The organism is Actinacidiphila epipremni, assembly GCF_012034175.1.
Taxonomy (GTDB): Bacteria; Actinomycetota; Actinomycetes; order Streptomycetales; family Streptomycetaceae; genus Actinacidiphila; species Actinacidiphila epipremni.
In genome coordinates, this window is the sequence record NZ_JAATEJ010000005.1 from 77,609 (window position 1) to 90,040 (window position 12,432).

A 12,432-nucleotide genomic window follows, 5' to 3' on the forward strand; every position below is an offset into this window, starting at 1 on the left:
GCCGGCGGCTCCGGGTGTGGTGCCGTGGTGCGGGGCCGTGGTGCGGGGCCCTAGAAGGCCGTCAGCGTGAAGGCGACCTGGTCGCCGGTGTGGAGGCGGAACTGGCAGCCGCCGACCGGGATGGAGGTGCCGTTGACGGAGATGTTCCAGTACGTGCCGGGCGCCGCGGCCTCGCCGGCGATCGTCGTCACGTCGTAGTCGCTGAAGGAGTCGTACCAGGTGCCGTCCCAGCCGGAGTGCGCCGCCCGGGTGGCCGTGTCGAGGGCAGCGGTGGGGGTCGGGACCCGGCTCGGGTTGGCCCCGCCGTTGGTCCCGTCGCACACATGCGTGCCGCCCGAGGCCGTGGTCACGGTGTGGCCGTCGGTCAGCACGATCCGGTCCAGCACGGTGTGCGTGGCGTCGACCACGCTCACCCGGACCAGCGCGGGCAGCACGAAGGAGGCGCCGGAGGTCGTGGGGGTCGCGGCGCCGGCGGTGGTCGCGGCGGCGCCGACGGCGGTGAGCGCGAGCGCGGCGGCACCGACGGCGGTCCGCCGTAAGGAGGTACGGAGCACGGGGATGGGCTGCCCTTCGGGTGGGGCCGGCAGCCGGACCCCGCAACGGCCTCCGCAAGGACCGGCGGCCGGGCCCCTCGCGGGGAGCGGCACGGGACGGACCCGGAGGGTTCCAGGCTCCACGCTGCAGACCATGACAGTGGGAAGCGGTGCACGTCGCACGGCGGGCATTCCGGCTCGCGGCACTGTCGTACCGCTCACGGCTGCAGGTCAGCGCCGGATTCGCACCGGCTTCCCCCACACGTGGACGCATGAAGTTGTCGGGCCGCCCGGTTCGGCCGGCCCGCGAGCATCGTACGGATCCGCGCCCTCCGCCACCACCCCCGCGGTCCGCGGGGCCGGGCGGGCGGACCGAATGGCAGCCCCGCCCGGTGCGACGTACGTTGGTCTACGGAGGGCCGTCGAGGGGGTCGCGGCTGCTCGGAGGGTGTCAGAAAGTGGTGGAGGGCCCGCGCCGGTGCCGGCGGGTCCGGTTTGCGCGGCTACCGGAGCACTTGCGCGGCCATAGGAGCAGGTATGGACACACCCGTCGGACCGGATGACCCGGGCCCCGCCGCGCTGAGCGGCGAGTGGGCGCAAGGGGCCGCGCTCCTGCGGGCGCTGTTCGGGCAGCACGAGATCGGGATCTCCGTACGGGACGCGGACCTGCGGCTGCGGCGGACCAACATCACGCCGGGGATGTTCGGGGTCCCGGCCGCGCGGCCGGGCGACCGGTTCGACGACGTGGTGTGGGCGCGGGACGCGGCCGAGGCCGAGGCGGTGCTCACCGAGGTGCTGAGGACCGGCGTGCCGGTGGTCTCGCGGCTGCACCGGTGGCGCTCCGGGGAGGTCCCGCCGCGGGAGCGGACCGTCTCGGTGTCGGCGTTCCGCCTGCTGGACGCGCGGGGCGAGCCGGCCGGTGTCGCCACGCTCGTGGAGGACGTGACCGAGCAGGAGCGCGTCCGCGGCCAGCGCGAGCTGCTGCACAGCGCCGCCGAGCGGATCGGCTTCTCCCTCGACGTCCGCTCCTCGGCGCAGGCGCTGGCCGATGTCGTCGGCGAGATCAGCGACCTCGTCACGGTGGACCTCACCCGGTCCGTCCTGACCGGCGACCCGCTCACCACCGTCGTACGCGGGCAGGCGTCGCTGTTCCGCGCGGCGGTCGCCGCGAAGGCCGGCTGGCCCGAGCGCATGCCGGGCGTCGGCGGGACGTTCCCGCTGCTGCCGGACAGCCCGCAGGTCCGGCAGCTGCTGGGAGGCCGGCCCCTGGTGGAGACGGGGCAGGAGATCTTCCAGGCCCTCGGCGACGACGAGGAGCTGATCGGGCTCCTGGTCCCGGAGGGCGCCCACTCGCTCGTGGCGTCACCGCTCTTCGCACGCGGCCTGATGCTCGGCGTGGTCACCGGATGGCGTACGTCGCAGTCGCCGGCCTACGCCGCCGACGAGGTGCAGCTCATCGGCGACATCGGGTCGCGCGCGGCGCTGGGCATCGACAACGCCCGCCGCTACGCCTACGAGCACCGCACCGCGCTCGTCCTGCAGCAGCAGCTGCTCCCGCGCGCGGTGACCGACTCCACGGCGGCGCACACCGTGGGCGTCTACAGCCCGGCCGAGGGCGGCGGCCGAGGCGCAGGGCGCCGCGACCGTGCGGCGGGGGTGGGCGGGGACTGGTTCGACGCGATCGCGCTGCCGTCGCTGCGGGTGGCGTTCGTCGTCGGGGACGTCGTGGGGCACGGGCTGCCGGCCGCCGCGGCCATGGGCCGGCTGCGTACCGCGGTGCAGAATTTCGCCACCCTCGAACTGGAGCCGGCCGAGGTCCTGGCGCACATGGAGGACCTGGTGCAGCGGCTGGCCGCCGAGACACCCGCGACCGACAGCGACACCACCGGCGCCACCTGCATGTTCGCCGTCTACGATCCGGCGACCGGGGAGTGCACCTTCGCCAGCGCCGGGCAGCCCGCGCCGGTCTTCATCCGGCCCGACGGCAGCGCCGAGCAGCTCGACATCCCGCCGGGGCCGCCCCTGGGCACGGGCTGGACGGCCTTCCAGTCCTTCACCGTCCCCCTGGAGCCGGACGGTGTCCTGGCGCTCTTCACCGACGGGCTGTTCGAGCTGGAGTCCTGCCCGGCCGAGGCCGCCGCGGGCCAGGTCAAGGAGCGGCTGGCCGGGCTGTACCGCGCGGAGCGCTCGCTCGAACGGATCGGCGACGCGCTGCTGGCGGCCGTCGACCGGGCCAAGCCCCGCGACGACATCGCCGTGCTGCTGGCCCGGCCGCGGTCCGTCGACCCGGACGCCATCGCCTCCTGGGAGTTCCCCGCCGGCGCCGGCTCGGCGGCCGACGCGCGCACGCGGGTGACCGGCCAGCTGGCGGACTGGGGCCTGGCGGATCTCGCCTTCTCCACCGAGCTGGTCGTCAGCGAGCTGGTCACCAATGCCGTGCGGTACGCCGGGGACCCGATAGGGGTCCGGCTGATCCGCGACGAGGTGCTGATCTGCGAGGTGAGCGACCCCAGCAACACCCAGCCGCGGCTGGCCCGCGCGGACAGCATGGACGAGGGCGGCCGGGGCCTGTTCATCGTCGCCCAGTGCTCTTCCCGCTGGGGCGCCCGCTACGCGAGCCGGGGCAAGACCATCTGGACCGAGCAGCCGCTGCCCGCCCAGGACTCCCGGGCCCGGGCCGGGACCGGAGGCGGCTGACGCAGGATGTCCCCGTGACGGAGGGCGGATCCGTGGCAGACACTGAAGACTCCATGCGCGCCGGTGGCGGCGTCCTCGACGAGGAGGTCGAGCGGATCGCCCGCGCGGTCGGCGCGCACATGGTCGCGGGGTATCTGGACGTCCCCACGGAGCCGCTGATCCGGATGACCGTCGTACGGGGCGTGCCGGCGCGGATCGCCTGGCCGTGGTCCCGGGTGCCGCGTGCGGCGCACGTTCCGGTCGCGGAGGCCGTGCACACCCGGGAGCCGGTGTGGCTGCCCGGGCCGCAGGAGCTCGCCCGCCGGTTCCCGCGGACGGCGCTGTCGTTCCCGTACCCGGTCGCCATGTACGTGGCGCCGCTGGTGGACGGCGGTGTGTGCTGGGGTGCGGTGCTCCTGCTGTGGCCGGATACCCGCCCGGCCGAGCTGACGCTGCGGGAGGTGGAGGAGGTGGCCGCCGGGTGCCGCCGGGCGGCGCGGGGCCTGCGGCGGGCCTTCGAGGCCGGCGACCCGGTGCTCCCCCGGGCGCGCCCGCTCGCGCTGGAGCCGTCCGGGCCGCGGGGCGATCCGCCCGGCCGGCTCCTGGACCGGCTCCCCGGCGGGGTGTGCGGCCTCGACCTGGAGGGACGACTCACGTACGTCAACCGCCGCGCGTCCGAGCTGCTGGGCCGGCCGCGCGGTGAGCTGCTCCACCGCAGTCTCTTCGAGGCGGTGCTCTGGCTGCGGGACCCCTCCTTCGAGAACGCCCACCTCGCCGCGCTCTTCAGCCGGCTCCCCAGCGCGTTCACCGCGCACCGCCCCGACGGCCACGCGCTGGCGTTCACCCTCTACACCGACGACTGGGGGATCACCGCCACGGTGGAGCCCGGTGGGTTGTCCGCCGACCGGGGCAGCCCGCCGCTGGCGGCCTCCGACGTCCCCGCCCGGGCCGGAACGCTGTTCCACCTGCTGCATCTGGCCTCCGGGCTCGCCGAGGCCAAGTCGGTGCAGGAGGTCACCGACTCGCTGGCCGAGCAGACGATGCCGGTCCTGGACGCGCAGGGTTTCGCGTTGATCCGCGAGGAGGAGGGGCGGCTGTCGGTCATCAGCTCCCGCGGCTTTCCGCCGCGCATGCCCGCGTACTTCGACAACCTCCCGATGACGTCGGACACCGAGGGCGTACGGGTCATCGAGAGCGGCACGGCCTCGTTCCACCCCAGCAGCGCGGAGATGCTGGAGACGTATCCGGACATCGCCTGCTACGGCGACATGGGCGCCTTCGCGTATCTGCCGCTGTCGATATCGGGCCGGACGATCGGCTGCTGCATCCTGGGGTACGAGCGCCCGCACGCGTTCCTCCCCGACGAGCGCGCCGAACTGCTGTCGCTGGCCGGGCTGATCGCCCAGGCGCTGGAGCGGGCGCGTCTTTACGACCTCAACGCCGGCGCGGCGCGCGGCCTCCAGGAGGGGCTGCTGCCGAGCAGCCTGCCGCGGCTGGCCGGCCTGACCACGGCGGCCCGCTACCGGCCGGCGACCCGCGGCCTGGACGTGGGCGGCGACTTCTACGACCTGATCCGGCTGGACGACACGACGGCCGCCGCGGTCGTCGGGGACGTGCAGGGGCACAGCGTGCACGCGGCGGCCCTGATGGGCCAGGTCCGGACGGCCGTGCACACCCACGCGCAGGTCGGGGCGCTGCCCGCGGAGGTCCTCTCCCGCACCAACCGGCTGCTGGACGACCTCAGCACGGAGCTGTTCGCCAGTTGCGTCTACGCGTGCGTCGACCTCGGCAACCGGCGCGTGCGGCTGTCCAGCGCGGGGCACCCGCCGCCGATCCTGCGCCGGCCGGACGGTACCGCGCAGGTGCTCGACCTGCCGCCCGGCCTGCTGCTGGGCGTGGAGAGCGACACCGTCTTCCACACCACGGAGGTCGAGCTGCCGCCCGGCAGCCTGCTGGCGTTCTACACCGACGGGCTGGTCGAGCGGCCGGGGGTCGACCTGGGCGACGCCCTCGGCGCCCTGGCCGACTCCCTCGCGCACGCGCCGCCGGAGCCGTTGAGCGCCCTGTGCGACCGGCTGGTGGCCGGGGCCGAGCGGACGGCGAAGGAGGAGAACAGCGACGACATCGCGCTCCTGCTGCTGGAGACGAGCGACCCGGCGTCTTCGTAAACCCCGGGGGCTCCGGCGTCCTCGTGACCTTCGCGGCCCGGCGTCCTCGTGACCGGGACGGCCCGGCTGTCCTGGGCGCTGTCCTGGGCCTAGAAGGCGATGACGGCCCGGCCGCTGTGCCAGTCGCCGGCGACCATGCTGGACAGGGTCGCGGGCGCCTCGTCGAGGCCGATCGCCGTCACGTCCGGCATCAGGTCGTGCCGCACGGCGAAGTCCAGGGTGTCCCGGGCGTCGTGCGGGGAGCCGGAGGGCGACGCCATGACGTGGAGCCGGTTGAGGACCATCAGCTGGCTCGGCAGCTCCAGCGGATCGGGGCCGTAGCCGAGCAGCGCCAGCGTGCCGTCGGGGGCGAGGCCGCCCAGCAGCGCGGTGGCGGCCCGTGTGGACGGCGTCGTGTTGAGCAGGACATCGGCGCCGTGGCCCCAGGACTTCAGCGCCGGCACCGTGGCGTCCTGCCCGGTCGCGATGAAGCGTTCCGCGCCGAGTTCCTTGGCGCGCTCCTCGCTGCGGTGGGACCGGCCGAGCACGGCGACCCGCGCTCCCATGGCGACCGCGAACTTGACCGCCATGCCGCCGATCGCACCGGCGCCGAGCACGGCGACCCGGGAGCCCGAGGTGACGCCCGCCTGGCGCAGGCCGTTGAAAGCGGTCAGGCCCGCGCACATGAGCGGGGCGCCGGCGACCGGGTCGAGGCCGTCGGGCACCGGGGTGACGAACCCCTCGCGGAAGACCGCGTACTCGGCGTACCCGCCGTCGGTGACGATCCCGGTGATGCGCTTGCCCGGGCACAGGATCTGCTCGCCGCGCACGCAGTAGTCGCAGGTCATGTCCGAGTCGTAGAGGAACTGCGCGCCGACGTGGGTGCCCACTTCCGGCCAGGTCACGCCCTCCCCGAGTTCCGCGACGGTTCCGATGACCTCGTGGCCGGGAACGGTCGGGAATTTCGCGAACGGGTATTCGCCCTGGACCAGCGTCACCTCCGAGTTGCACATGCCGCAGGCGGTGATCTTCACGAGGATCTCGCCCGGACCCGGAGCGGGGACGTCCCGCTCGACGAGGCGCAGCTCGGAGTTCGGGGCGGGTAGTTCGGCAGCGCGCATGAGGGTCTCCCTGAGGAAGGCCCCGCCGGGCGGGCCGTACCGGGCCCGCCCGTACGGGACGGGTTTCAGGCCACCACACCCACCGTAAGGGCGCCGGGCACGGGTGTCCAAGATCGCGGGAGCCGTGCGGAGGTCACGCGGAGGTCGTACGGAGGCGGCGGGGAAAGCCGGGCGGGTCGGCTGTCTTGTCGAAGGCGGGATCCGCCGTGAAGCTGTGTACATGACACGTCGTGGGCGCATTCCGCCGGGGGCGGCGCGGCGGTTCCGTGTCACCACGCCTTTTCCTCGGAGGTCCGATACATGCGCCTGAATTTCGCGCGAGCGCGCCGCAGCGGGTGGCGGAGAGCGCTCGTCCTGGTCCCCGCGGTCGCCGTCACGGTGGCCGCCGTCGTCGTGGGGGCGCCGAGCGCCGGGGCGGCCGTGCCGCCGGCGCCGGCCGGCTTCACGCTCACCTGGAGCGACGACTTCAACGGGGCGGCCGGCACCGGCATCGACCAGGGGCTGTGGAAGTACGACACCGGGCCGGGCAGCAGCTTCGGCACCGGTGAGATCGAGACCATGACCAGCAGCACCTCGAACGTCTCCTACGACGGCCAGGGCCACCTGGTGCTCCAGGCACTGCACTCCGGTTCCGACCCGCGCGGCGGCTGGACCTCCGGCCGGGTGGAGACGCAGGCGGCGACCTTCGGCGCGCCGGCGGGCGGGGTCGTACGGATCGAGTCCGTGCTCCAGCAGCCCAACGTCAGCACCGCCAACGGCGCCGGCTACTGGCCGGCGTTCTGGATGCTCGGCGCGCCGCTGCGCAGCGGGGTGACCTGGCCGAAGTCGGGCGAGATCGACATCATGGAGGACATCAACGGCCGCAGCTCCGACTTCAGCACCATCCACTGCGGGGTGAGCCCGGGCGGGCCGTGCAACGAGTCGACCGGCATCGGCTCGGGCGAGCGCGGGTGTCCCGGCTGCCAGACCGGCTTCCACGACTACGCGGCCGAGATCGACCGCTCGGTCTCGCCTGAACAGGTCCGGTTCTACCTCGACGGGAACAACTTCTACACCGTCAGCGCCAACCAGGTGGACGCCACGACCTGGTCCGACGCGATCGACCACCCGTTCTTCATCATCTACGACCTGGCGATCGGCGGCGGCTTCCCCGACGCCTTCGGCGGCGGCCCGAACGCGGCCACGGTCTCCGGCGGCAAGCTGGTCGTCGACTCGGTCGCCGTGTACAACAAGGCGCCCGGCTCCGGCGGGGGCGGCGGCGGCTCGGTGAGCGGGCAGACCATCACCGGCCCGGGCGGCAAGTGCGTGGACGTCGCCGGCGACGACACCGGCGGCGACGGCACCGCCGTCCAGCTGTGGGACTGCCAGTCCTACGCCAAGGACCAGCACTGGACGTGGAGCGGCCAGACCTTGCAGACCCTCGGCAAGTGCCTGGACATCGCCGGCGGCAACAGCGCGGCGGGCACCAAGCTCCAGTTGGCCACCTGCAACAGCGGCGGCTACCAGTCGTGGGTGCGGCAGAGCGACGGCTCGCTGCGCAATCCGACCAGCGGCCGGTGCATCGACTCGCCGTCGGGCGCGACCGCGAACGGCACCCGGCTGCAGATCTGGGACTGCAACGGCTCCGGCGCCCAGCAGTTCGCCATCGGCACCCCGATCTACGGTCCGGGCGGCAAGTGCGTGGACGTCGCCGGCGACGACACCGGCGGCGACGGCACCGCCGTCCAGCTGTGGGACTGCCAGCAGGCGACCTCGCTGGACCAGAAGTGGACCTGGAGCGGCCAGACGCTGCGCACGCTGGGCAGGTGCCTGGACATCGCCGGCGGTGTCAACGCGGCCGGCACCAAGCTCCAGTTGGCCACCTGCAACGGCGGTGGCTACCAGAACTGGGTGGCAGGCGCCGACGGCTCGCTGTCCAACCCGACCACGGGCCGGTGCGTCGACTCCCCGTCCGGCGCCACCGCGAACGGCACCCGCCTCCAGATCTGGGACTGCAACGGCTCCGCCGCCCAGAAGTTCGCCCTGGCCTGAGCACAGGGGCAGCCCTCGGCCGGCGCCGGGCGCACGAGCGGCGCGCGGTGCCGGTCGAGGGACTGCCATGGCTCCAGCAGCTGCCGGCGCGGCTGCGTCTCCGTCCCCGGCCGCCTTCCGTGGGCGTGCCGGGTGGCCGCCGGAGTCGTTGTGCGCGCCCGCGGCGTCGGTTCAGGGCGTGAAATAAGGGTGTCGGTGTTCTTGACACGCCGGTCGCGGGTGGGCGAGTCTCGTCTGCGTCGGAGAGCGCTCTCCCCCAAGTCCCGTCGAGCGGGTCGTGTCCGGACGCGTCGGATCGGCGTACCCGTCGTCGGGTTCCCCCCACCCCTCAAGCCCGCTCGCGGCCGGCTCCTGCGGTCCGGGCCGGGTTGCCGGTGGCCCGGTGGTCCGTTCGCGGCGCCGGGGCACCAGAAACGGAGCGCGCACGCATGAACGCACCGCCCCGCCCGGCACAGTGGTTCCGGTCGCGCCGGCGACGCCGGCAGGGACGCCGGCGTACCGGGGAGATCGTGGTCGCAGCGGTCGCCCTCGTCCTGGCCAGTGGTGCCGCAGCGGGCGGCGGCCGGGCCGCGGCGGCCGACCAGCCCTGGACGAACGCGGCGCAGGCGCCGCTGGACCGCGCGAACGAGCTGCTGGCCGCGATGACGCAGAGCGAGAAGCTGGCCATGATGCACGGCGGGCAGTCGTGCGGCTATGTGGGCTGCGTCGACGGCAACTCCCGGCTCGGCATCCCGCCGCTGCACCTCCAGGACGGCCCGGTCGGCGCCGGCGACGGCTTCACCGGCGTCACGCAGCTGCCCGCGCCGGTCGCGGGCGCGGCGAGCTGGGACACCGCGCTGATGAACAGCTACGGCCAGGTGCTCGGCTCCGAGCAGTGGGGCAAGGGCACCAACGTGGTGCTGGCCCCGACCATCAACATCGTGCGGGACCCGCAGTGGGGAAGGGCGTTCGAGTCCTTCGGCGAGGACCCGTACCTGGCCGGGCAGATGGGCGCCGCCGACATCCAGGGCATCCAGAGCCAGGGGCCGATGGCGCAGGTCAAGCACTACGCGGTCTACAACCAGGAGACCAACCGCAACAACATCAGCGACAACGCGATCGTCTCGGACCGCACCGAGCGGGAGATCTACCTGCCGGCGTTCGAGACGTCGGCGAAGCAGGGCGGCGCCGACTCGGCGATGTGCTCCTACTCGGCGGTCAACGGCGCTTTCGCGTGTGAGAACGGGCAGTTGCAGAACACCGTCCTCAAGGGCGACATGGGCTTCACCGGGTTCATCACCTCCGACTGGGGCGCCACGCACTCCACCGTCGCGTCGGCGAACAACGGCCTCGACATGGAGATGCCCGGCAGCGACTACTACGGCTCGGCGCTGACCACCGCGGTGGGCAACGGCCAGGTGTCGCAGGCGACGATCGACGACCACGTCCGGCGGATCCTGACCTCGATGTTCAAGGCGGGGCTCTTCGACCACGCGCAGAACGGCAACACCGGTGCGGTGGTGACCAGTTCGGCCCATGCCGCGACCGCGAAGCAGGTCGCGCAGGAGGGTGCGGTGCTGCTGAAGAACGCCGGCCCGGTGCTGCCGGTCGGCAGCGGCACGGACTCGATCGCCGTCATCGGTGACGACGCCGGGACCCACGCGATGGCCCAGGGCGGCGGCAGCGCCGGCGTCAACGCGCCCTATCTGGTGACGCCTTACCAGGGCATCAAGAACCGGGCCGGCAGCGGGGTGAACGTCACCTACGCGCAGGGCAGCACCGCCGCCGACGGGGCGCTGCCGCCAGTGGACTCCTCGTATCTGACGCCGAGTTCGGGCTCCGGCGCCGGCCTCACCGCGTCGTACTACAACAACACGGGGCTGACCGGTACGCCGGTGGTGACGCGCAACGAGTCGAACGTCGACAGCGTGTGGGGCGGGGCGTCGCCGGCGCCGGGCGTCAACGCCACGAACTGGTCGGCGAAGTGGACCGGGACCCTGCACCCGCCGGCGACCGGCACGTACCAGCTGTCGCTGACCAGTGACGACGGCTCCCGGGTGTACGTCAACGGGCAGCAGATCGTCAACAACTGGTTCAACCAGGGCAGCACCACCCGCACCGGCAGTGTGTCGCTGACCGCCGGGCAGCCGGTGAGCATCGAGGTGGACTACTACAACGCCGCCGGTGCCAGCAACGCCACGCTCGGCTGGTCGGTGCCCGGCCAGTCCCCGCACGACCAGGCGGTCGCGGCGGCGAGGGCGGCGAAGCTGGCCGTGGTGTTCGTCTCCAACTTCGAGTCCGAGGGCAGCGACCTGAACGGCATCGGCTTGCCGGCCGCGCAGAACACCCTGGTCAGCGATGTGGCGGCGGCCAACCCCAACACCGTGGTGGTCGTCAACAGCGGCTCGGCCGTGACGATGCCGTGGGTCAACGCCGTCAAGGGCGTGGTGGAGGCGTGGTATCCGGGCCAGGAGGACGGCAACGCGATCGCCTCGCTGCTGTTCGGCGACACGAACTTCAGCGGCAAGCTCCCGGTGACCTTCCCGACCGCGCTGTCGCAGGGCCCGACCACCTCCGCCGCCCAATGGCCGGGGCAGAACGGCCAGGTGCAGTATTCCGAGGGGCTCAAGGTCGGCTACCGCTGGTACGACAGCCAGAACCTCACGCCGATGTTCCCGTTCGGCTTCGGCCTGTCGTACACGACCTTCGCCTACGCCAACCTGACGGTCGGGCAGCCGGACGCGAACGGCGCGGTGGCGGTCGGCTTCGACGTCACCAACAGCGGCTCGCGGGCCGGCGCGGAGGTGCCGCAGGTGTACGTGGGGCAGCCCGCGTCCAGCGGTGAACCGCCCAAGAACCTGCGCGGGTTCACCCGGATCACGCTCAACCCCGGGCAGACGCAGCATGTTTCGCTCACCCTGGACGCGCGCAGCTTCCAGTTCTGGAACAACGGCTGGACCAACGCGGCCGGCACCAACACCGTCTACGTCGGCTCGTCCTCGCGCGACATCCGGCTGACCGGCACCACGACGATCGGCTCCGGTACGGGCGGCGGCACCCAGACGGCGCTGCCGCGCACCGGCTGGACGGCGACCGCGTCCTCGTCCAGCGGCGGGGACGTACCGGCGAACATGTTCGACGGCAACACCGCCACCCGCTGGAGCACCGGCGTCCCGATGGCGAACGGGCAGTCGTTCACCCTGGACATGGGCGCGGCCAAGAGCATCGACCGGGTGGTGATGGACTCGGCGGGCAGCGCGAGCGACTACGCCCGCGGCTACCAGGTCTACACCTCCACCGACGGCACCAACTTCGGCTCGCCCGTCGCCACCGGAACCGGCACCGCCGCCCAGGTGACCGCCAACTTCACGCCCACGACGGCCCGTTACGTCAAGGTCGTGCAGACCGGCAGCTCCAGCAGCTGGTGGTCCATCGCCGAGCTGAACGTCTTCACCGACGGCAGCACGGGCGGCACGGGCAGCACCGGCGCGGTCCTCCCCCGGACCGGCTGGACGGCGACCGCGTCCTCGTCCGGCGGCGGTGACGTACCGGCGAACGCGCTCGACGGCAGCACGGCCACCCGCTGGAGCAGCGGCAAGCCGATGGCCGGCGGCGAGTCCTTCACGCTCGACCTGGGCGCGGCGAAGACCTTCGCCAAGCTCACGATGGACTCGGCCGGCAGCGCGAGCGACTACGCGCGCGGCTACCAGGTCTACACCTCCACCGACGGCACGAACTTCGGCTCCCCGATCGCCACCGGAGCCGGCACCGCGGCCCAGGTGACCGTCAACTTCACGCCCGTGACCGCGCGTTACGTCAAGGTCGTGCAGACGGGCACGTCCAGCAGCTGGTGGTCCATCGCGGAGGTGAACCTCTACGACTGACCTCCGCCCGGAGCCGGTCGGCCGATGTCCGGCCGGCTCCGGTCAGGCGGTTCCCGGCGGG

The 12,432-nt window shown here is 73.3% G+C and carries 6 protein-coding genes and 1 riboswitch; of the genes, 4 read left to right on the plus strand and 2 right to left on the minus strand.

Annotated elements, in window-relative coordinates:
* Positions 1 to 50 precede the first annotated feature (50 nt).
* Positions 51 to 554: a DUF4430 domain-containing protein gene (locus HCN08_RS08930; protein ID WP_322974331.1), complete on the minus strand. Its 504-nt coding sequence runs from the start codon at positions 552 to 554 to the stop codon at positions 51 to 53.
* A gap of 145 nt (positions 555 to 699) precedes the next feature.
* Positions 700 to 816: riboswitch (cobalamin riboswitch) on the minus strand.
* 254 nt (positions 817 to 1,070) lie between these two features.
* On the opposite strand from HCN08_RS08930, the gene HCN08_RS08935 reads away from it, so the two are divergent.
* Both HCN08_RS08935 and HCN08_RS08940 read left to right on the plus strand, forming a co-directional pair.
* Positions 1,071 to 3,230 carry a SpoIIE family protein phosphatase gene (locus HCN08_RS08935; RefSeq protein WP_167982397.1) on the plus strand — a complete coding sequence of 720 codons (2,160 nt, stop codon included), beginning with the start codon at positions 1,071 to 1,073 and terminating at the stop codon, positions 3,228 to 3,230.
* Between the two features lie 32 nt (positions 3,231 to 3,262).
* Positions 3,263 to 5,377: a SpoIIE family protein phosphatase gene (locus tag HCN08_RS08940; RefSeq protein WP_322974332.1), complete on the plus strand. Its 2,115-nt coding sequence runs from the start codon at positions 3,263 to 3,265 to the stop codon at positions 5,375 to 5,377.
* 89 nt (positions 5,378 to 5,466) lie between these two features.
* Here HCN08_RS08940 and HCN08_RS08945 read toward each other — a convergent pair whose 3' ends face one another.
* Positions 5,467 to 6,477, minus strand: coding sequence for an alcohol dehydrogenase catalytic domain-containing protein (locus HCN08_RS08945; protein WP_167982398.1), 1,011 nt, complete (start codon positions 6,475 to 6,477; stop codon positions 5,467 to 5,469).
* 300 nt (positions 6,478 to 6,777) lie between these two features.
* On the opposite strand from HCN08_RS08945, the gene HCN08_RS08950 reads away from it, so the two are divergent.
* Both HCN08_RS08950 and HCN08_RS08955 read left to right on the plus strand, forming a co-directional pair.
* Positions 6,778 to 8,508 carry a ricin-type beta-trefoil lectin domain protein gene (locus tag HCN08_RS08950; RefSeq protein WP_167982399.1) on the plus strand — a complete coding sequence of 577 codons (1,731 nt, stop codon included), beginning with the start codon at positions 6,778 to 6,780 and terminating at the stop codon, positions 8,506 to 8,508.
* A 509-nt stretch (positions 8,509 to 9,017) separates the two neighbouring features.
* Positions 9,018 to 12,371: a glycoside hydrolase family 3 C-terminal domain-containing protein gene (locus HCN08_RS08955; RefSeq protein WP_206318558.1), complete on the plus strand. Its 3,354-nt coding sequence runs from the start codon at positions 9,018 to 9,020 to the stop codon at positions 12,369 to 12,371.
* The last annotated feature ends 61 nt before the right edge of the window (positions 12,372 to 12,432 follow it).

Excerpts from the sequence above, each read along its gene's own strand:
- HCN08_RS08945 (WP_167982398.1), bottom strand. The coding sequence starts at position 6,477 with ATGCGCGCTGCCGAACTACCCGCCCCGAACTCCGAGCTGCGCCTCGTC.
- HCN08_RS08950 (WP_167982399.1), top strand. The coding sequence starts at position 6,778 with ATGCGCCTGAATTTCGCGCGAGCGCGCCGCAGCGGGTGGCGGAGAGCG.
- HCN08_RS08935 (WP_167982397.1), top strand. The coding sequence starts at position 1,071 with ATGGACACACCCGTCGGACCGGATGACCCGGGCCCCGCCGCGCTGAGC.